We start from the raw sequence: 20,153 nt of genomic DNA, 5'->3' as shown, positions 1-20,153 counted from the left end.
GCGCGCGACTTCTCCCAGCTTTCGCGGCGAATGATCCCGCGATACACCCCGCCCGCGTTCGCTGCGCTCTGGTCGTCCGAGACTCGTTATGCCGTGTGGCTCGACGTCGAGCTCGCCGCCTGCGAGGCGATGGAAGCCGAAGGCCTCGTGCCCGCCGGCGTGGCCCGAGCGCTTCGCAGCAAGGACATCAAGCTCGACCCGACGCGCATCGAGGACATCGAGCGGACGGTCAAGCACGACGTCATCGCGTTCCTCACGCACGTCGAGGAGCTCGCGGGGCCCGACGCGCGGTGGCTCCACCGCGGGATGACGTCGAGCGACGTGCTCGACACGAGCCTCGCGGTGCTGCTCGTCCGCGCCGCCGATCTCTTGCTCGAGCGGCTCGACGGCCTCGTCGTCGCGCTCTCGCGCCGCGCCGACGAGCATCGCCGCACGCCCATGATCGGCAGGAGCCACGGCATCCACGCCGAGCCCATCACCTTCGGCCTCGCGCTCGCGGGCCACCTCGCCGAGATGAAGCGCGGCCGCGCGCGCCTGCGCGAGGCGCGCAGCGAGATCGCCGTCGGCAAGATCTCCGGCGCGGTCGGCACCTACGCGCATCTCTCGCCGAACATCGAAGCCCAGGCCCTCGCCGCGCTCGGCCTGCGCCCCGAGACCGTGGCGACGCAGGTCGTCCCGCGGGATCGTCACGCCGCGTTCTTCAACGCGCTCGCGCTCGTCGCCGCGGGCATCGAGCGGCTCGCGACGAACGTGCGGCACTGGCAACGCACCGAGGTCGCCGAGGCCGAAGAGTCCTTCACGAAGGGGCAAAAAGGCTCCTCCGCGATGCCCCACAAGCGCAACCCCATCCTGAGCGAGAACCTCTGCGGCCTCGCGCGCATCGTGCGCGCCGCGGCCCTGCCCGCGCTCGAAGACGTCGCCCTCTGGCACGAGCGCGACATCTCGCACTCCTCGGTCGAGCGCATGATCGCGCCCGACGCGACGACCACGCTCGGCTTCATGCTGGAGCGAACGAGCTCGCTCGTGGAAGGCCTCGTCGTGCGCGAAGACAACCTCCGGAAGAACCTCGAGCTCACGGGTGGGCTCTTCTTCAGCGAGGCCGTGCTGCTCGCGCTCGTCGCGTACGGGCTCCCTCGGCAGGAGGCGTACGTGCTCGTGCAGCGCAACGCGATGAAGGCGCTCGCCGGCGAGGGCACGTTCCGCGACCTGCTCGCGGCCGATCCGGACGTGAGCGCGCGCCTCTCGCAGGCCGAGCTCGATCGATGCTTCGACCTCGACCACGCGCTCTCGCACGTCTCCGGCATCGTCGACCGCGCGATCGCGGCGCCCTGACGACGCTGTCCCGGCCCCGCTCGCCGGGGCATGTCACGGATATTCGATCGGCGTCCCGTCGGCGTCGTTCACATTGCCGACGACGGTCGGATTCGGATCGTCGATCGTCCACGGCCCGTACCCCCAATCGCCCTTGAAGCGGTTGCGGAGGACCTTGATCCCGGTCGGCATCTGTCCGCGCAGATTGAGCGAATAGCCGCCGCCGGAGAGCCAGTTGCACTCGATCAGGAGGTCGGTCGTATCTCCGCTCTCGTCGCCGGTCTGGACGCAGGCGTTGCTCGCGCCCTCGATCCGGTTGTAGCGGAGATGGACGTTCAGCCCGTGGGTCGACTGGACGCCGTCGTTGTGCTGGTCTGGATAATTGCCGAGATCGTGAATCCACGAATCCTCGATCAGCACGTTCTCGTCCGCCTTGAAGCCGTCGGCGCCGCCGTGGACGTTGACCCGGCGCGCGGTGTAGTTCGAGAACGACAGCCCGGCGGTGACGTCGGCGCTCGTCCCGATGATCTCGGTGTCCTCGACGAGGAGACCCTTGTTGTCGTTGTCGAAGTAGCGAATCGGGTAGTAGTCGCCGCTCGTGATCCGACATCGCCGGATCGTGACGTCGTCGGCGAGGATCTGGACCTCGCCCTGGATGTCGAGGTCCTCGACGATCGCGCCGTTGGTCGTCACCTGGATCGATCCGCTCGGGGTGAGGACCGTCCCCTTGGGGACGCCGGTATTGTCGGGCCCCGGTTGATTCGACCAGCACGGGTCGCCCCCGCCACCGCCACCGCCCGCGCCACCGCCACCGCCCGCGCCACCGCCGCCCGCGCCACCGCCCGCTCCGCCGTCGCCGCCGTCGACGGGTGTCATCGGGTTGGAGCTCGTGCCGCACGCGAGGAGCGGAAGAACGAGGGCAAAGAGAAGAGCCTTTTTCATTTCGTGATCGTATGCGAAGCGGAAGCGAAAAGGAAGCGCTCCTACCGATAAGGCGATCCCACCGCAATCCGCAGCTCACACTGGAACACCTCGTAATGCACCGTCACGGCGAGCGCTCGTCCCGCCGCGAAATGCACGTACACGCCGGGCCACGAGCTCGCCCAGGTCTCGTCGAGCGTGCGCACCACGAGCGTCACGGCCGGGAACCCGGCGCGGCGATCGAACCGCACGCAAACGAGCTCCTCGTCGCCGGCCGCGAGCCATTCGAGGCAGCCGCGCGTCTCCCGCGGCGAGAGCCGGTCCTGGCGCAGCCATTTTTCAAAGTCGACCGCCCCGCCCTTCCCATCGAGCGCCTCCCGAAAGGCGACGCTCCGGTCTGGCTCGACGAACTCCTCGGCGAGGCGCGCCGCGTGCGCCTCGGTGGCCCGCGCTCCGAGCGTGCGCAGATCGACCCGCAAGGAGCGCAGGCGCGCGAGTTGCTCCCGGAACGTGTCGCGGAGGAACCGTTCGTCGGGACGCACGCGGCCCCTCAGCCGTCCATTTTCTTGTAGTGATCGTGCCAGCGCTGGATCTCGTCGAGCACCGCCTTGCCCACGCGGGTCGGCTTTCCGTTCCCGAGGACCACCTCCGCTCCCTCCGCGTTGATCTGCCGGATGCGCGCGAATCTCTCCGAAAATCCCGGAGCCTTCGCGAGCGGGTGGCCCGCCTCGATCATGCGCTCGTAGAGCCGCGCGACGGGCAAGAACGCGTGGACCGCGAGCAGGACGCCGTGGAGCGGTCGCGGATCGGGCCGCACGGGCGACGTGTAGAGCGGAGAGAACGCATTTTCGAGCACGGAATCAATCTCGAAGAGCGCGTTGATCTTGTTGTGCGAAAATTCGTGGATCACGGCCTCCGCCATCGTCATGAGGCTCGGGTGCAGGGACATGTAGATCGTCCCGATCGCCTCCTGGTACGACGCGGAGAGGTGTTTTTCGGCGTGGTATCCGACGGGCACGATCTGCTGCACGAAGAGCTCGATCTCGCCCCGCAGGTCCGGCAGGTGTTCCCGCACGAGGTCGAGCGCGGCGGCGAGCGACGTCGTCCATTCCGCGACGTCCTTGCCGCCGAGGTCGATCGCATTTCCCTCCTTGTCGGGGTGCGCCTCGACCATGGCGAGCGGATTCGTGTCGACGAGCGCGAGCACCGTGCCCCCATCGATCGGGAAAAACGGCCGCGACACCGTCACGCCCCCGCGCGCCGCGGAATACCCTGGCGGCTGCGCCTCGAGCGCCTGGAGGCTCAGCGTGTGGACGCCCTCGGCGCGCTCCACGACGATCTTTCCCTCGTTCTCGAACACGACCGCACGCGTATCCTCGGGCAAACCAATGGAAATGCCTGCCGTCGTGGAGACGAGCTGCCTCGGCGGCGCTTTCTGCCGAATGCGTCGCGGCAGCGCGGAGGCACGCGCGAGGTGCAAAAGAAACACCCCCACGAGCTCGCGTACGTGCGCCTCGGAATCGGGACGCGGGGTTCGCAGGCATCGGACGAGCGTCCCCATGGCCGTACGCCGAAGGACGCTCGGGAGCGAGCCGGGGTTCTTCCCCGCGACGTCGCGCGTGAGCGCCTGAAAGACGGCGAGATCGGCGCGCGCCTCGGGCGAGAGCGCGACGCCCTGCCCGACGACGAAGAGCTCGGGCACGAGGCGACCGAGCGCGCGCGAGAGCACGCCTTTGGCGGTCTCCGAGCCCGGCGCGGGGATCGTGAGGTCCTCGGGCGGCTCGATCGGGCGCGTGGCGAGGGCGGGAGGCACGGCGCCATTGTGGGCAAAAGGGCGCGAGGCGACAAGCGAGAAGGGGCGCGGCGCGCGGCTTCAATCCGCGATGGCGCCGTGGTAAGCCGAAGCGCATGGCCGGCTGGTCCATCGGGAGACATTGGGTGCAGGTCGACGTCCGCGCGCCTTTCCTGACCATCTTCGTCGACGAGGAGAAGATGCTCGACAATACGATCCCGACGCACCTGCTCGGCGAATACCCGCTGAAGATCGGCAAGCGCGAGGTCGTGCTGAAGCGCGTGCGCAACCTCGACGTGGCGCGGAGCGAGATCTGGATCGACGGCGTGAAGGTGCCACCCTCGGAGGACCCGATCCCGCGGCGCAAGCCGCCGAAGGACGGCATCTGCGAGGCGCATCCGGGCGGCAAGGCGGTGTATCGGGAGCCGGGCGCCATGCCCGAGGCGAAGCTCGCCTGCGGGGTCTGCCGCGCCGCGCTCTGCAATCGGTGCGTCTCGGTGGACGCGGTGCGCTGCAAGGCTTGCTTCGACAAGGCGACGGCGGCGATGATGCAGGCCGAGCGCGACCTGCGCATCAAGGGCCCGCTGCTCGGCGTGGCGCTCGGCGTGCTCGTGTTCATCTTCGGGCTCGCGTTCGAGATTCCGCGCATGGCGGGCATCGGCCTCGCGGCGATCGTCCTCGTGGGGATCCGCGTGGGCGCGGGATACTGGAAAGAAAAACAGGAAGCCAAAAACCGGCCCTCCCCTTGATTCCGCGCCCGAGCGCGCGTACGCACGTCCCGATCCGCAATCCGCGGGAGGAACCATGCGTTACAAGCTCTTGGGTCGTACGGGGATCAAGGTGTCGGAGCTGTGCCTTGGCACGATGAGCTTCGGCGACAGGTGGGGATTCGGGGCGGACGAGGCGACGTCGATCGAGGTCGCGGCCGCATACGCCGAGGCCGGGGGCAATTTCCTCGACACGGCGAACAAGTATCACGAGGGCCATACCGAGGAGATCTGCGGCAAGATCATCGCGACGAACCGCGACCGCTGGGTGCTCGCGACGAAGTTCACGCTCACGACGGCGAACGGTGATCCGAACGCCTCGGGCAACTCGCGAAAGAACATGGTCCAGGCGGTCCACAAGAGCCTCGGGCGGCTCGGGACCGATTACATCGATCTCTTGTGGGTCCACGCGTGGGATTTCACGACGGGCGTGGAGGAGGTCATGCGCGGCCTCGACGACCTCGTCCGCGCGGGCAAGGTCCTGTCGATCGGCATCTCGGACGCGCCCGCGTGGGTCGTCTCGCAGGCGAACACGCTCGCGACGCTGCGGGGGCTCTCGCCGTTCGCGGCGCTCCAGATCGAATACAGCCTGATCGAGCGGACCGTGGAGCGTGAGCTCATCCCGATGGCCGAGGCGTTCGGCATCACGCTGACGCCCTGGGCGCCGCTCGGCGGCGGCGTGCTCACGGGCAAGTATTCGCGCAGCGGCGGCGCGCCCGAGGACACGAAGCGCGCGGCGGGCAACGAGCAACGCCTCTCGCCGAAAAACCTCGCGATCGCGAAGACCGTGGATACGATCGCGGACGAGCTCGGCAAGACGTCGGCGCAGGTCGCGACGAACTGGGTGCGTCAGAGCGGCACGAACGTCGTGCCCATCGTGGGCGCCCGCAAAGCGTCGCAGATCAAGGACGTCCTCGCGGGCCTCGATTTCACGCTCAATGACGACCAGCTCCGCCGCCTGAACGAGGTGAGCCGGATCGACCTCGGCTTCCCGCACGATTTCCTCGGCTCGCCCCGCATTCGCGGCATCGTCTACGGCGATCGCGTGAACGACATCGACCTGCCGGCCGCGACGCGCCCGCGCTGAAAACGCCTTCTCTCCTGCGAGGGCTACACGAGCCCGAGCCGCTCCAGCAGCGCCGCCGGGAGCGACGCGAAATCCGCGGACGTCCAATCGGCGCCCGCGTCGCGTAGCTCCTCGGCCGTCGTCGCGGTCGTCACCCCGACCGCCACCATTCCCGCCGCTTTCGCGGCGCGCACGCCGTTCGCCGCATCCTCGAACACGACACACGCGGCCGGCGCCACGCCGAGGTCTTGCGCCGCGCGGAGAAAGATATCGGGCGACGGCTTGCCGCGCGTCACCTCTTCGGCGCCCACCACGCGCTCGAAGCGCTCGCGGAGGCGGAGCCCATCGAGCACGAAATCGCGGTTCCCGAGCGGCGCCGCCGTCGCAATCGCGAGCCGCACGCCGCCGAGCCTCAACCGTTCGAGGAAAGCATCGGCCCCGCGCGTCAGCGCGAGGTGCGGGCGGTACGTGGCGCGGTAGAGCCCCTCTTTCTCCTCGGCGAGCCGCGCAAGCTCATCCGGCGGCACCGCCCGCCCGAGCAGCTCGGGAAAGATCTCCTCATTCTTCTTTCCCGCAAATTCCCGCTGAAAACGCTCGGCCGTGGTCGGCACGCCGAGCCGCTCCGAGACGATCTCCCACGCGCGATTGTGGAAGGCCATGTTGTCGACGAGCGTGCCATCCATGTCGAAGACGGCAGCGCGGAGGACCTCGATCATGCGTCACCCTAGCGCAGATCGCCGCTGAAACGCCTTTCGAAAAACAAACCCCCCCTCTCCCGCGAGGGAAAGGGGGGCTCGGGGGGTGTGGGCGTCCCTCAGCCCTGCGATTCGGGCAATGCCGAAATCGGCGCGCGCTGCTTCTCCACGGACATGTCCGCCATGAAGATCGGCGGGCAATGCAGCGCCATGATGTCCGGGTTCGGCGGCGCGGTCTGCTTCGCCATTCGCAGCGCCTCATCCATCGTCCGCGCCGTCTCCCAGCCGAGCAGCTGCGGGATGTATTCGTTGTCCGCGCCGACGACGATCACCCGGCCGAGGTGCTGCCGCCCCGCCTCGCCCCAGTACCACATGAAGAACGGGTGCGTCGGGTGATAGGCGTGACCGTATCGGTACATCTCGATGTAGGCCGGGTTCTTCGCGAACTTCGGCTCCCAGATCTTGTGCAGCTCCATCGCGTCGCGCGTCTCGGGCAGCACGCGGTGCACGAACTCGATGTACGGCGCGTGGTGCTCGTTGTCGAAGAGGTCCGTGCACGGATGCATGATGATCATCGTGCCGCCCTTCTTCACCATGGGCGCATTGCGATACAGGTTGAAGAGATACCCGTTCGCCATCACCTGCACGAGCAGCGGGTTCAGGAACGAATTCACGTTGTACGGGCTGATGAACGGAATGCCCGTGATGAGAATGTCGCTCTGCCCGACCACCGGCACGCAATATTGCTCGAAGCTCCGCCGGAGCGTGTGCTCGTGCACCGCCTCGGTCTCGCCCGCGAACACGCCCGTCACGCCGAACGGCGAGGGCACGCGCTGGAAGATCGCCTGGCGCGCGGGCTGCGGCAGCTTGTCGAGGGTGAACCGGAGGGCCTGGAGCGCGTTTCGCTCGGTCCGCGTGAGGTCATCCTCGTTTTTCGCGAGGAACTCGAGCGGCGTATCGAACATCCGGTTGTTGATCGTCGTCTCGATCGTGAAGACGTTGAGCTTCTTGTTCGCGAGCCGGCCCATGCGCACGACGCTCGTATTGAGCGCCGACGATTTCGGGTCCATGTACGAATAACATTGCCGCATCACGCGCGGATTGTGGTGCGCGCGCAGGCTCCGGTACCCGCAGAGGCCCACGGCGACCGATTTGTGGCCGCCGTCCATCGGCACGAGGTTCAGGTTCACGTAGATGATGAGGTCGCTCTCCACGGCGCGCCGATTGAGCTCGACGTCCTCGCCCTCCTCGGTCGTGCCGAGGTATTTCATGTTGGCGAGGTTCTCGGCGTCGTGGTTGTAGAGCTTCTTCGGCCAGTACGCGTTGAAGATCTTGTCGCCGACGACGTGCCGGATCTCCCAGTCCTTCATGCGCCGGTGCACGCTCGTCGCGATGATGATCTCGACGTCGTCGACGCCGTAATCGGCGAGCAGGTCGAGCACGATCGTCAGGACGCGCTCGCGGATGTCCGGCCGCTTCATCGGCGGCAAGGGCAACGAGATGTCGTCCATCGCGATCGTCACCTTCATCCCCGGCCGGAGCTTCGCGTAGAGCGGCTCGGAGTTGTACGGGTGGTTGATCGCGTACCGGATGGCCGCGTCCACGTCCTTCAAGGGCTTCAGCGGCGGCTTCGGGTAGATGACGCGGCTGCCCGTCGGCAGGTCGACCTCGACGAGCCGGTCGCCCGAGAAGAGGACGCGGGGTGCGCTGCGGCTGTCGATCGTCACGACACAGGGATGGCTCATGGCATTCTCGTATTCGGCGGCAATCCCGCCCGCTTCAGTCGACGTGGATGATGGGCCAGTGGTAGGCGTTCGCGAGCAGGGAGAGCTTGCGGTCCGGGTTCACGGCGGCCGGGTGGCCGACGATGCTGAGCATGGGGACGTCGGAGTAGCTGTCGGAGTAAGCAAAGCACTCGTCGAGGTCGTGACCGCGGTCTTTGGCGTGCTCGCGAATGAGCCGCGACTTCTCGGGGCCCGCGACCACGGGGCGCAGGAGCTTGCCCGTCGCGAAGCGGTCCTTGATCTCGAGGCGGTTCGCAATGACGTCCGTCGCGCCGAGGTGCTCGGCGAGCAGGCGCATCAGGAAGTCGAGCGCGCCCGACACGAGCACCACGTCGTGCCCCTTGTCGAGGCTCGTCTGCACGAGGTCCCGCGCGCCGGGGTAGATGTTGGGCTTGATCACGCGCTCGAACGTCTCGACCGCGAGCCCCACGAGCCGGTCCTCGCTCATCCCGCCGTAGGACGTGAAGAGCAGCTCGTTGAAGATGCGTCGGTCGCGCGTCTCGGCCCACACCAGCCACGGGGCCTTCACCAGCGCCCCGCCGAGCTTCGCGAGGCTGTGCAGCGGCGTGTTCTGGTTCAGGACGTAATAGAGCGTGGGGTGGACGAGGTTCGTGCGGATCAGCGTGCCGTCCACGTCGAAGTAGCTCGCTGCCATTTGCGTCCCGGAATCACCTCTCGAAGGCTTTTCGTCAAGTCAAAGGTGACGCGAAAGGAGCTTCGCGCCGGAACTTCTCGGTCCGCTCGGCCCTCACCTCGCGCTTTCGCGACCCAGACAGGAGCGTCATCCCACACGATGGATGCTCTTGACAGGAAGACCAAGTTGGCGGATGGGCGGCGTGGACAGTGTTTGTCCGCCTACGCCCCGGCGCCGGAGAGCGCCTCGGCATAACGATCGTCCAATTCGATCCCGCCCTCGGCGACGCCGCGGTCCACTGGATTGATCCCGCAATACTGCACGCTCGCCAAATGCCGCCAGCGGCCGGCGCGCTCGCTTTCGTCGGGCAGGACCGGGGTCGTGCAAGGAAAACAGCCGATCGTGCGAAATCCCATGGCGTGCAGCGGGTTCACGACGACGCCGGGATCGGCCGCGATCGCCTGGTCGAGCGCCTCGTTCGTCACGTGCGCGAGCGGGTGGACGCGCAAGGCGCCCATCGCGAGGTCGATCCCGACAGGCCGCACCTTGCTGCGCGCCCCGCCCTCGCCCTGCCGCAGCGCCGAGACGAGCACGTCGTAGCGGCCCCGGAGCGCGTGGAGCGGCGCCGTCTTGCGCAGATCGCAGCAGCGCTCCTGGCCCTCCACCGAGAGGTAAAGCAGGCCCTCCTCGGCCGTCTGCTCGGCGAACGTGCGGGTCGGAGAGAGCGTGATCACCCGCAGGTTCGTGTGCGTCCGCGCGAGCTCGTCCCGCGTCGCGCGCGTCTGCTCGTGCAGGACGCCCGTGTCGACGAAGAGCACGTCGAAGTCGAGCCCGGCCTGGTCGGCGAGCCGGCAGAGCCACGTGCCGGCGCGCTGCATGCTCGTCAGGATCGCGGCTCTCCGGCCGAACGTTTGGTGCACGAAACGCAGGACATCGAGGGGCGCGGCGCTCGCGAGACGCCCGTTCAGGGCCTCGAGGCCCGCATCGGTGACGCGCATGCCCCTCTAGGTAGCAGAGCCTGGCTCGGCTCGCCTGGCCTCGGCGTGCAGAAGCCGGTTGCCTTTCCGTTCCTCGTCGCCTAGAGGATCGCCGGATCGCATGCCCCCTTCTTCTCCCTCGCAAGGCCACGCGCCGGGGCGGCTCGTCGATGACCTCGGGCGGCGCCGCTTCCTCTTCATCACGGGCAAAGGGGGCGTGGGCAAAACGACGTTCGCTGCGGCCCTCGCGGTGGCGCTGGCGCGGGAGGGCAAGCGGGTCCTGGTCGCGCTCTGCAACACGAAAGAGCGGCTCTCGGCGATCCTCGGGACGAAGCCGATCGGCGACGAGATCATGCCCGTCGCCGAGGGCGTGTGGGCCGTGAACATCTCGCCCGAGAAGGCGCTCACCGAGTACGGGGAGATGGTCCTCAAGGTGCGCAGCGTGGCGCACGCCGTCTTCGACAACCGCTACACGAAGACCTTCTTCCGCGCGGTGCCCGGGCTCTACGAGTGGGCGATGCTCGGCAAGGCGTGGTTTCACACGACCGAGCTCGCCCCCGACGGCCGTCCGCGCTTCGACGTGGTCCTGCTCGACGCACCCGCGACGGGCCACGGGCTCGACATGATGCGCGTGCCGAAGGTGATCCTCGACGTGGTGCCGCCGGGCGTCCTGCGACGCGACGCCGAGGAGGCGTGGGCGATGTTCCGCGACCCTGCGCGGAGCGGGATCGTGGTCGTCACGCTGCCGGAGGAGATGCCGACGCAGGAGACGATCGAGCTCGTCGACGCGATCAAGGACGACCTCACCCTGCCGGTCCTGCGCCTCGTGGTGAACGCGGTCCTCACGCCGCTCTTTTCGCCCGAGGAGCGCGAGCGGCTCGCGCAGGAGACGTCTTTGCTCACGATTGAAGCGCCGGGCCAAACGGAGGGCACGGCGGAGAGCGCGCTCGTGGCGGGGGCGCGGCGCGCGGTGCGGGAGAAGGTGCAGGCCGAGAGCCTGGAGCGCATCGCGAAGGAGATCGATCTGCCGCGGATCACGCTGCCGCACCTCTTCGACGAGGCGTCGACGGTGGAGGGCACGAAGCTCCTCGCGAACCTGCTCTAGGCCGGCCTTTCCCGCGGGCCGCTCACGCTTTCGATTCGAAGCGCTGGCCCGTCGCCGAGGACGTCGCGACGCCGTCGAGCAGCCGGTAGAGCTTCCAGGCCTCCCGGAACGTCGGGACGACCTCCGTCCCTTCCGCGAGATCCTTCGCGAGCGCCGTGTAGAGATGCGCCGTTTGATAGGCGTCGTCGTTCAGATCCCCCTGGGCGGGTGATCGATATCGCTCGGGGATCTGCAGCGGCTCGAGCGGCTGGCCGTCGCCGCGTGCGCCCGAGACGGTGAAATCGTGGGACCAACGCAGGTCGCCCTCGGTGCCCGTGAAGGTCGCCCAGATCTCCCCGCCATTGCGCTTGCCGACTTCGATGTGCGCGGACAGGACCGCGCCATTCTGCAGCGTCCCGTGGATGCGCACCTGATCCGGCACGGTGATGGGCAGCGTCTCGCCCGTCTCGAGGATCGTCGCCTGGTCGAACTGCCGCGCGACCACCGCGGAGAGGCTCTTCACGTCGCCCACCGCGGCGAGCACCGTATCGAGGTAATGCGCGACCATGATCGACAGCGCGTTCGCGCCGTTCTTCGCGTCGGTCGTATACGCGAGGGCCTCGGGGACCCGCGGGCCGAGGTGCGGCACCGAAACATGGAGCGTGACGGAGCGAAGCTTGCCGATGTACCCCTCGGCCAGGAGATCGCGGAGGTAACGCACGCCCGGGGCAAACCGCCGCTGCACGCCGACGAACGTACGGACGCCGGCGGACTCCGCGCGGCGCGCGAGGTCGGCGGTCTCGTCCAGGGAGATGCCGAGGGGCCATTCGCAGAAGACGTGCTTCTTCGCGGCATACGCGGCGCGCACGATCCCCGCGTGCAGCGGTGCGCGGACGGAGACGACGACGAGATCCACGTCCGGATGCTCGATCAGGGCCTCGGCGCGGTCGAAGGCGTGGGGCACCCCGAAGCGTCGCGCGGCCTCGTCCGCGCTCGCTCGTCGCGTGGTGCTCACCGCCGTGACCTCGTAGGCGGGTAGCGCCTTCAGCGCGGGCACATGCGCATGCGACGCCCAGCCCCGGTCCGGGTTTGCCCCGACGATACCCACGCGAATCTTGTTCGACGTCCCCGTCTTGCTCATGAGCTCTCCATCCCTTCTTTCAGGCGCACCCGTGCCCCGAGGACCGGGCCCTCGTCCCGCCCCTCTCGCATCGAATGGCGTGGAGGAGACCGTAATCCGAGGTCCTCGGACGATCATTGGCATCGCGTCCGTATTTGTGGTTCGATCGTCCGACACGGAGGGACGATGGACGTTCTCGCGGACGTGCTGCGCGGGCTTCACTTGCGGACGAAGGTGTATGGGCGGCTGGAGATGCGGGCGCCGTGGGGCATGCGCGTCGAAAAGCCCACGCACGCTCTGTTTTACGCGGTCTCGCGCGGGAGCTGCCTGCTCGAGGTCGACGGCGCGCGCATCCCGCTCTCGGGAGGGGATTTTGTCTTCCTCTTGGGCGGCTGCTCCCATGTCCTCCGGGATGCTCCGGGGACGCGGGCCATGCCGGTCGCCGAGATCTATGCGATACGCGGCGGGCGTTGTGGCGGGCTCGTGCATCACGGCGGCGCGGGCGCCCCGACCACGCTCGTCTCCGGCTGCTTCCTCTTCGAAGGCACGTCGCTCGACCCGCTGATCGCGAGCTTGCCGGCGCTGATCCACGTGAAGGGCGACGGCGGTGTCGCCGCGCGGTGGCTCGAATCCACGTTGCAATTCGTGGCCTCGGAGATGGAAGCGGAACAACCCGGCTACGAGACGGTGGCGAGCCGGCTCTCGGAGGTCTTGTTCGTGCAAGCGCTGCGAACGCACGTGGCGTCCTTGCCCGTCGAACGGGCGAGCTGGCTACGCGCCTTGACCGACGCGCAGATCGGCGTCGTGCTGCAACGCCTGCACGAGACCCCGGAAAAACCCTGGACGGTCGAGAGCCTGGCGCACCTCGCGAGCATGTCGCGCTCGGTGTTCGCGGCGCGCTTCAAGGCCGTCGTCGGCGAGGGGCCGCTGACCTATCTGACGCGCTGGCGCATGCACAAGGCCACGCAGCTCCTGGCGGGGGGCGACATGGGCACGAGCGCGATCGCGCAGGCGGTCGGCTACGAGACCGACAGCGCCTTCGTGAAAGCCTTCAAGCGACACCTGGGCGAGACCCCCGGTGCCTTCCGACGTCGGCTCGAGGAGCGCCAAGGGGACACCGGGCTCGCGGCCGGACCGAGGTGACGGTCTCGCCGAAGGAAACACCGATCAGGGAGCGCAGCTCTTGTTCGCGCCCGAGCCAAGGCAATTGCCGCTCAGACAATCCGCATTCTGCGTGCACTTCTGGCCATTCTTGAGCCTGCAGGCGCCGGCGCCATTGCAGGCGCTCGTGATCGTGCACGTCCCCGGATCTTCCTCCTGCGCGGGAAGGAACGTGCACTCGCCGACGCTGCCCGGCCGAGCGCACGAGACGCACGTGCCCATGCAGGCCACGACGCAGCACACGCCGTCCGCGCAAAAGCCGCTCACGCAATCCATCGCCTCGGTGCACCCTTGGCCGTTCTCACCGGCGCCGCCACCGCTGCTGCTGCTCGACGACGTGGCCCCGCTCGATGAGGACGACGACGACGCGGTGACCGCCCCGCTCTCGTCGCCGCCCGCGCCACCGGCGCCGCCGCCCCCGGGCACGCCATCGAGGCCGCCCGTGCCGCCGCCGCGACCCCCCGCGCCGCTGCCGCCCTGGCCTCCGTCACCCGTCGAGAGCGAGAGGCACCCAATCGCCGGGGCCAGGCCCAGCACGGCCACGCTTCTCCACCACGTCCACGCGTCGCGCATCCGCTCCTCCGTCTCCGAAGCCGAAGATAGCGCGACGCGAAAGAACAACGCTCTCGCGGAGCAACGATGCGAGAGACAAAAAAAGTGAGCGCCTACTCGACGGCGGGGGGGGGGACCGGAGCAGGCGCTCGCGTAGAGATAGAGCAACCCCTGGGCCAAGCCCTTCGTGACGAATTTTCGTCGCCTTGCACCAGCTTGCCTGGGTGACCCTTGCAGTTGTGAAAGGCCTGCGGATTGCACCCTTTCAGGTCCGCCGTGGAGCGACGTAGGGCATCCCACGAGGACTGGACCCAGGTTGGCACGACGCTTCCTTGGGGTGGCGCGGGCCAGGATCGTCGCCGTCAGGCCGGGGTATCACGACGGCGATCCCGAGGCCATGCCACCAAAGAACCCTTTTCGAGCACGTGGGGCGGTTGACAAGGGCGAGCGAGCGCGTCCTTTTGGAGGGATGCCGCACCGTAGCCCCCTGCTGCTCGATGGCCGCGCGCTGCTCGACGCCGATCGTCTGCTCGACGCCAAGCTCGCCGATCGCCGCGCGAGCTTCGAGCTCTCGTTCCGCGCCGCGCCCCCGCACACCGGCTTCCTCGTGGTCTCCGGGCTCGAGAGCTCGCTCGAGCTCTTCGGTCGGCCGCTCATCGATCCCGCCGCCGTCGCCGCCGCGCAAAGCCTCGTCGGCTTCTCGGACGCGCTCGCGCAGAGGCTCGCCCACCTCGTGCCCGCGATCGATCTCGACGCGGTCCCCGACGGCACGATCGCCTTCCCCGGCGCGCCCATCGCCACCGTGGAAGGGCCCTTCCTCGAAGCGTCGCTGCTCGCCTCGCTCCTGCGCGCAGCGGCGCGGCGCGCGACGGCGATCGCCACGCGCACGGCGCGGCTGCACCAGGCGGCCGCGGGCGATCCGGTGATCGACGGGTCGAGCGCGCACGCCGCCGGGGCCGAGGCGTCGATGCTCGTCGCGCGCGCGGCGTACGTGGGCGGGGCGAGCGCCACGACGAACGTGATCGCGGCGATGGCGCTCGGCGTGCCCTTCCGCGCGAGCCCCGGGCTCGTCCTCGGTCCGACGGGGCCATCGCTGGAGACGACCGTGGTCGACGGCTGGGGCGCGCTCGACACGGACGACCTCGCGGACCTCGGCACGGGCGACGACGAGGAGGCGATGCTGATCGAGGCGAAGCGGCGCGGGCGTCGCGCGGGCGGGTGGATCGCGCGCGGGCTCGACGACGCGGAGGCGCGGGCGCTGCCGATGCGGTGCGAGCTCGTGGCGCTCGAGCAAGGCGGCGCGTGGGCCGTGCCGCCCGCGGATCTCGGCGACGAGACGGCGCCGCGCCCGGGTCGCAAGATGGTCGTGCGTTACACGGACAACGCGGGCAGGCTCGTCGCCGACGTGGTGCACCTGATGGCGGAGCGGATGCGCTCGGCGCAGGATCTCGGGGCGACGACGCTCGCGCCGCTGTCGCGGCCGCGGGTGCGACAGGGCCGCGCGCTCGAGCGGCCGGAGGCGCCGTCGCTCGGGCGGGATCGATCGATCGCGGCGCGCGCGACCTTGCCCGAGGCGGTGACGTACCTGCGCGCGCCGGCGTCGTACCGCGTGGAGGAGTCGGCGGCGGTCGCCGCGCAGCGCGAGGCCGCGGCGCGGGCGCGCGCGAAGCTGCCTTTCCGGGCGGGCTGATCCAAATTCCTACGCCGCCGAAATACCCGCGTTCGCGCCGCGGCCGCTGAGCACCTCTTGCACGCCGGCGACGAGCATGTTCGCGGTGAACGGCTTTGCGAGAAACGGCACGCCGAGCGCCGAGATCGAGGCCGAGTCCTCGCTGCTGTAGCCGCTCATGAGCAGCGCGGGCACCGAGGGGTGGATCGCGCGCAGCGCGTGGATGAGCTCGATGCCGCCGATCTCGCCCATGGTCAGGTCGGCGACGACGGCGCTGATCTCGTGGCGACGCTCGCCGAAGATGCGCGTTGCTTCGCGCCCGTCCGAGGCCAGAAGGACACGGTAGCCGGCGCGCTCGAGCACCCGCAGCGCGACGCGACGAACGGCGTCCTCGTCGTCGACCACGAGGATCGTGCCGTACGAGCCGACGCAGCTCGGCGGAGGCTCGTCGCTCGCGCGGGGCATGGTGGACACGTGCTCGACGGCGCTCGGCAGGAGCAACGTGAACGTCGTCCCGTGGCCCGGCCGGCTCGTCACGTCGACGAGGCCTCGATGTGCGCGGACGATGCCGAGCACGGCGGCGAGCCCGAGGCCGCGCCCCCCGATCTTCGTCGTGAAAAACGGATCGAAGATCCGGGGGAGGACCGATTCATTCATCCCCTCGCCCGAATCCTCGACCTCGACGACGGCGTAATCGCCGGGCGGAATGGGGTCGGTCATGCAGGCCGATTGCCGGGGCGCCGTGAGCTTTTGCACGCCGGTGCGGAGCCGGAGGACGCCGGGCTTGCCCTCGAGCGCGTCCGAGGCATTCGTGATGAGGTTCATCACGACCTGCCGCAAATGGGTCGCGTCTCCGTCGACGCACGCCCTCGACAAATCGAGCTCCAGCGTCGCGCCCTTCGATACGATCGTCCGGAGGAGGACGGCCATTTCGCGCACGACGGTATCGAGCCGCACGTGCTGGGTCACGAACGTGCCCCGACCGGAATAGGCGAGCATTTGCCGGGCGAGCTCGGCGGCGCGTTCGGCCGCGATCGTGATTTCCTGGAGCATCGCGGAGAGCGGCGACGGGTGCGACACCTCGGCGATGGCGAGGCTCGCCTGCGCGGTGATGACCGTGAGCAGGTTGTTGAAATCGTGCGCGATCCCGCCCGCGAGGACGCCGAGGCTCTCGAGCTTTTGCGCGTGGAACACCCTGGCTTCGAGCTCACGGCGCTCCTCTTCGGCGCGTTTTCGGTCGGTGATGTCGACCAGGACATTGACGGCGCCGATCAAATGGCCGTGACGATCCCGCACCGGATTGGCGTGCGCGAGCGCCACCACGTGCTCGCCGGAGGGCTGCTCGATGACGATCTCGAAGCCGTTGTGCGGCTCTCCCGTCTGGAGCGCCCTCGCCATCCAGCACTGGTCGTGGGGGATCTGTTCTCCTTCAGGGGTGAACAGGCGGAACGAACCGCAATAACGATCCCGTTCGTGACGAAGCTTGGGGGCGCGCCCCCAGACCTTCTCGGCGGGCCGATTGAAGAACGTGATGAGCCCCTGGGAATCGCAGGTATAGGCCGCCGCCGGGAGACGCTCGAGGAGGTCGTGGAACCGCCGCTCCGCTTCCAGCGCGCCCTGTCCTTCCAGCGCCTCGTCCGCGAGCCGCGTCCATGGGTCTTGCTGGGTCATCGAGCGTCCCTCCCGTTTTCCTTGGGCGTCTTTCGATGATCGAGCACCTGGCGCAGCGAGTCAATGCGCGTTTCGTAGAAAATCGCAATCGCTCGGCGACGCGGCATGGGACGCTTCCTGCTTGGGCGGCCTCACGGCATCTCGCTCGAGGGTGTTTCGCGGTCGAGACTCGGCTACGATGCGCCCTGGAAGGAACCGCTCCGTATGTGTCGATCTTCTACGTTCGCCTTGTCCTTCGCCGCGTTCGCCCTCGTCGGTCTCGCCGCGCCCGCCCTCGCGCACGCGCAGACAGAGTCCGCGCCCGACCCGCTGCCCCCGGGCGACAAGAAGGCCGACCCGATGGAGGTGGCCGCGCCGCCCCCGACCCCGCCGCCGCAACAGACGCTCCAGGTGCCGGAGCAACCCACGCCGCCCCCGCCCCCCTCGTCCGAGGAGGACGAGGAGTCCGACGGCTGGGCCAACGGAGACCATTTCGAGTTCACGATGGGCTTCCTCGCAGGGCAGCGGTCGTACTCGAAGACGTCCTTCAAGTTCGAGGAGGGCGCGGCCGAGGGGATCGGCGGCGGCGGGCTCGTCGACCCGTTCGTCAAGGCGCCCTTCGACGTCGCGACGGTGCTCGGGCTCCGGTACGACCTGCGCCTCGTGATGAGCCACATCCGGATGACGGTGGGCTTCGACGTGCCGTTCCCGACCTACAAAGTGAGCGACTCGAAGGCGTTCTACAACGTGAGCGGCACGCAGCGCGAGGTGACGGTGCAGTCGCTGTCGGCGAAGGAGCTGCGGTTCGGGATCGGCGCCGAGTACGCGTGGACGAAGGTCGCGATCTTCGCGGACCTGCTCGGCGGCGTCCACTGGGTGGACACCGAGCTCGCGATCGACGGCTACTCGGCCGATTACGGGGCGGTGAGCTTCGCGTTCTCGGGGCGCGCGGGCGCGCGGGCGCACGTGCGAAAGTGGTTCTTCGCGTCCGTCACCGGCGAGGTGGGCATCATCGGCGACATCCGCTGGAACACGGAGCTGTCGGTCGGGTTTTTCTTCAAATGACGGCCCCCCTGGAAGAGCGGGAGTGCCGCTCTTTCAGGGCGAGATCGCGTTGATGAACACGAAGAAGCCGCCGAGGACCACGACCGCGAGCCCGAGGAGCATGGGCACGCTCCAGTCCTCGGTCGGGGCCTTCTCGTTCGATGAATCGGTCGCCATGATGCCTCCCAAACGCGGCCGGCGGGCGCCGGCGCGGCTGCTTCCGTGACACCGGCGCGGCGCGGCGTCAACCGTGGACGTCAGTGCGAGCGCGCAACGAGGACGGAGCAGTGCGCTCCCCGCACGATCTTCTCGGCCACGCTGCCGAGCGCCACGCGCGCGAGCCCCGTGCGGCCATGGGTCGCGACCACCACGAGCTCGGCGTCGAGCTCCTCGGCGGTCCGGAGCACCGCCGTGGCGGCATCTCCCTCGACCACGCGACGATCGGCCTTGAGCCCGAGCCGCTCGCTCATGCCCACGAGCACGCCGTCCGCCGCGCCGCGCATCTGATCGATGAGCTCGGGCGGAGGAATGACGGGCACGCCGCCGAAGGGCACGGTGAAGCCGAACGCAGGCGCCGGCAGGATGTCGAGCGCGTGCAGCAACGTGAGCGTGGCGCCCTGCTGCGCGGCGACCTGACCGGCGAGCGCGACGCCGGGCTGCGAGAGCTCGGAGAGGTCGGTCGGGGCGAGGATCTTCTTCGTCCGGGTGTGCGGGCGCGCGACGAGGACGGGGCAGTGCGCGTACCGCACGATCCGCTCGGCGACGTTGCCGAGCAGGAGGCGCGCGATGCCCGTGAGGCCGCGGCTGCCGGTGACGACGAGCGTGGCGCCGACGTCCTCGGCGACGCGGAGGATCGAAGCGTCGGCGCCGCCGCTCTCGATGCGGACCTCGAAGCCGGTGCCGACGCGGCCGGTGACCTCCTTGACGCGATCCTCGACCGCGGCCGCGGCGAGGCTCTCGGCGTGGATCACGGCCTCCATGTCGGCCTGGATCGCCTGCGGGAAGAGGGGCGCAGAACGCAGCACCTCGTGCACGACGTGACAGACGACGAGCTTGCCGCCCGCCCGCTGCGCGTACTCGTGACCGAGCTTGATCGCCTCATCGGCGGAATCGCTCAGGTCGGTCGCCACCAAGACCACGTCACCCAGGGCCATGCGCTCTCCTTGCGAGATTCGCGGGTACCTTAGAGGGTCAGGCGGCGCTGTTCAACGGGCACCTTTCCAGGTCGGCGAGGACGCCGGTGACGACGCGCCGGGCTCTGCCGCCTGCGCGCGCGACGTTTCACCGCAGACAAACGGGTGCAACCGCGGGCGGCGCGCGGCTCAGACCGGGTCGAGGCGCCGGTAACCGCCGCGGAAGTAGAGCAAGGGCGCAGCCGGGCCGCTGGCGCCGGCGGCCACGACCTCGCCGAAGAAGACGACGTGGTCGCCGGCGTCGATCGCGCGGTCGAGCCTGCAATCGAGCCAGCCGAGGGTGCCGGGCAGGAGGGGCGCGCCGGTGACGGCCTCTTGCCCGATCTCGTCGAGCAGGGCTCTGCGCTGCTCGTCGGTCCCCTTACCGGCGAAGAGATCGGAGAGGTGGCGTTGCTCCTCGGCGAGGACGTTGATGGCGAAGCAGCCGGCCGCGGCGACGAGCATGCCGGAGCGGGCGCGTTTGTCGGCGCAGAAGAGGACGAGCGGCGGGTCGAGGGAGACGGAGGTGAAGGAGTTCGCGGTCATGCCCTGGGGCACGCCCTCGTGGCGGGTGGTGACGACCGTGACGCCGGTCGCGAACTGCCCGAGGACCCTACGAAGCTCGGCAGCGTCGATGGCCATCGCGCTGCACTGTAGGGTGGTTCTCGCCGGGAGGCGAGACGGTTCGGGCGTGGTTCCGGGCTTGTCGGGGAAGTGGGGGATCTGCCCGCGGGCTCGCGCGGTCGATCGCGGC

20 protein-coding genes are annotated in these 20,153 nt (G+C 69.1%); 7 read left to right on the top strand and 13 right to left on the bottom strand.

Translation table 11 applies throughout. From position 1 onward, the window contains the following. Positions 1 to 30 precede the first annotated feature (30 nt). A complete protein-coding gene (gene purB / locus QHF85_RS03950; protein ID WP_281325685.1) occupies positions 31 to 1,332 on the top strand; it encodes an adenylosuccinate lyase in 1,302 nt (433 codons plus the stop codon). Positions 1,333 to 1,365: 33 nt separating this feature from the next. On the opposite strand, the gene QHF85_RS03945 is transcribed toward purB, so the two are convergent. Genes QHF85_RS03945 through QHF85_RS03935 form a run of 3 tightly spaced genes read right to left on the bottom strand, consistent with a single transcriptional unit; the run spans position 1,366 to position 4,045 of the window. Next, positions 1,366 to 2,253, bottom strand: coding sequence for a right-handed parallel beta-helix repeat-containing protein (locus tag QHF85_RS03945; RefSeq protein ID WP_281325684.1), 888 nt, complete (start codon positions 2,251 to 2,253; stop codon positions 1,366 to 1,368). 41 nt (positions 2,254 to 2,294) lie between these two features. Further along, positions 2,295 to 2,774, bottom strand: coding sequence for a hypothetical protein (locus QHF85_RS03940; RefSeq protein ID WP_281325683.1), 480 nt, complete (start codon positions 2,772 to 2,774; stop codon positions 2,295 to 2,297). Between the two features lie 8 nt (positions 2,775 to 2,782). Next, on the bottom strand, positions 2,783 to 4,045 hold the full coding sequence (locus QHF85_RS03935; RefSeq protein ID WP_281325682.1) for an HEXXH motif-containing putative peptide modification protein: 1,263 nt from the start codon (positions 4,043 to 4,045) through the stop codon (positions 2,783 to 2,785). Between the two features lie 95 nt (positions 4,046 to 4,140). On the opposite strand from QHF85_RS03935, the gene QHF85_RS03930 reads away from it, so the two are divergent. Then, complete coding sequence (locus QHF85_RS03930) at positions 4,141 to 4,773, top strand: hypothetical protein (protein WP_281325681.1); 633 nt, start codon at positions 4,141 to 4,143, stop codon at positions 4,771 to 4,773. A 55-nt stretch (positions 4,774 to 4,828) separates the two neighbouring features. Then, a complete protein-coding gene (locus QHF85_RS03925; RefSeq protein ID WP_281325680.1) occupies positions 4,829 to 5,878 on the top strand; it encodes an aldo/keto reductase in 1,050 nt (349 codons plus the stop codon). Positions 5,879 to 5,901: 23 nt separating this feature from the next. Here QHF85_RS03925 and QHF85_RS03920 read toward each other — a convergent pair whose 3' ends face one another. From QHF85_RS03920 to QHF85_RS03905, 4 genes are all read right to left on the bottom strand, one after another. Continuing rightward, positions 5,902 to 6,573, bottom strand: coding sequence for a beta-phosphoglucomutase family hydrolase (locus tag QHF85_RS03920; protein ID WP_281325679.1), 672 nt, complete (start codon positions 6,571 to 6,573; stop codon positions 5,902 to 5,904). 98 nt (positions 6,574 to 6,671) lie between these two features. Further along, positions 6,672 to 8,297: a lactate racemase domain-containing protein gene (locus tag QHF85_RS03915; protein WP_281325678.1), complete on the bottom strand. Its 1,626-nt coding sequence runs from the start codon at positions 8,295 to 8,297 to the stop codon at positions 6,672 to 6,674. A 34-nt stretch (positions 8,298 to 8,331) separates the two neighbouring features. Further along, complete coding sequence (locus QHF85_RS03910) at positions 8,332 to 8,991, bottom strand: HAD-IB family hydrolase (protein ID WP_281325677.1); 660 nt, start codon at positions 8,989 to 8,991, stop codon at positions 8,332 to 8,334. Positions 8,992 to 9,191: 200 nt separating this feature from the next. Continuing rightward, complete coding sequence (locus QHF85_RS03905; RefSeq protein WP_281325676.1) at positions 9,192 to 9,968, bottom strand: phosphoadenosine phosphosulfate reductase family protein; 777 nt, start codon at positions 9,966 to 9,968, stop codon at positions 9,192 to 9,194. 100 nt (positions 9,969 to 10,068) lie between these two features. On the opposite strand from QHF85_RS03905, the gene QHF85_RS03900 reads away from it, so the two are divergent. Beyond that, the gene (locus QHF85_RS03900; protein ID WP_281325675.1) at positions 10,069 to 11,052 is read left to right on the top strand and encodes an ArsA-related P-loop ATPase; all 984 of its coding nucleotides are present in this window, start codon (positions 10,069 to 10,071) and stop codon (positions 11,050 to 11,052) included. A 22-nt stretch (positions 11,053 to 11,074) separates the two neighbouring features. Here QHF85_RS03900 and QHF85_RS03895 read toward each other — a convergent pair whose 3' ends face one another. After that, a complete protein-coding gene (locus tag QHF85_RS03895) occupies positions 11,075 to 12,172 on the bottom strand; it encodes a Gfo/Idh/MocA family oxidoreductase (protein ID WP_281325674.1) in 1,098 nt (365 codons plus the stop codon). A 165-nt stretch (positions 12,173 to 12,337) separates the two neighbouring features. Between QHF85_RS03895 and QHF85_RS03890 the strand changes: the two genes are divergently transcribed. Next, complete coding sequence (locus tag QHF85_RS03890; protein ID WP_281325673.1) at positions 12,338 to 13,294, top strand: AraC family transcriptional regulator; 957 nt, start codon at positions 12,338 to 12,340, stop codon at positions 13,292 to 13,294. A gap of 24 nt (positions 13,295 to 13,318) precedes the next feature. Here the strand turns inward: QHF85_RS03890 and QHF85_RS03885 are convergent, their stop codons facing one another. Then, positions 13,319 to 13,885 (bottom strand): hypothetical protein, encoded by a 567-nt coding sequence (locus QHF85_RS03885; RefSeq protein WP_281325672.1) that lies wholly within the window; start codon positions 13,883 to 13,885, stop codon positions 13,319 to 13,321. A 448-nt stretch (positions 13,886 to 14,333) separates the two neighbouring features. Between QHF85_RS03885 and QHF85_RS03880 the strand changes: the two genes are divergently transcribed. Next, positions 14,334 to 15,554, top strand: coding sequence for a hypothetical protein (locus tag QHF85_RS03880; protein ID WP_281325671.1), 1,221 nt, complete (start codon positions 14,334 to 14,336; stop codon positions 15,552 to 15,554). 9 nt (positions 15,555 to 15,563) lie between these two features. Here QHF85_RS03880 and QHF85_RS03875 read toward each other — a convergent pair whose 3' ends face one another. Then, positions 15,564 to 17,204, bottom strand: coding sequence for an ATP-binding protein (locus tag QHF85_RS03875; RefSeq protein ID WP_281325670.1), 1,641 nt, complete (start codon positions 17,202 to 17,204; stop codon positions 15,564 to 15,566). A 204-nt stretch (positions 17,205 to 17,408) separates the two neighbouring features. Between QHF85_RS03875 and QHF85_RS03870 the strand changes: the two genes are divergently transcribed. Next, on the top strand, positions 17,409 to 18,248 hold the full coding sequence (locus QHF85_RS03870; RefSeq protein WP_281325669.1) for a hypothetical protein: 840 nt from the start codon (positions 17,409 to 17,411) through the stop codon (positions 18,246 to 18,248). 33 nt (positions 18,249 to 18,281) lie between these two features. Here QHF85_RS03870 and QHF85_RS03865 read toward each other — a convergent pair whose 3' ends face one another. From QHF85_RS03865 to QHF85_RS03855, 3 genes are all read right to left on the bottom strand, one after another. Continuing rightward, a complete protein-coding gene (locus tag QHF85_RS03865; protein WP_271929603.1) occupies positions 18,282 to 18,404 on the bottom strand; it encodes a hypothetical protein in 123 nt (40 codons plus the stop codon). An 80-nt stretch (positions 18,405 to 18,484) separates the two neighbouring features. Further along, positions 18,485 to 19,381, bottom strand: a complete 897-nt coding sequence (locus QHF85_RS03860; RefSeq protein ID WP_281325668.1) for a universal stress protein — start codon at positions 19,379 to 19,381, stop codon at positions 18,485 to 18,487. Between the two features lie 168 nt (positions 19,382 to 19,549). Further along, positions 19,550 to 20,041: a flavin reductase family protein gene (locus tag QHF85_RS03855; RefSeq protein ID WP_281325667.1), complete on the bottom strand. Its 492-nt coding sequence runs from the start codon at positions 20,039 to 20,041 to the stop codon at positions 19,550 to 19,552. Positions 20,042 to 20,153 lie beyond the last annotated feature (112 nt).

The organism is Polyangium sp. 6x1, from assembly GCF_029946515.1.
Classification (GTDB): Bacteria; Myxococcota_A; Polyangia; order Polyangiales; family Polyangiaceae; genus Polyangium.
This window is presented reverse-complemented; position numbering and strand designations above follow the sequence as displayed.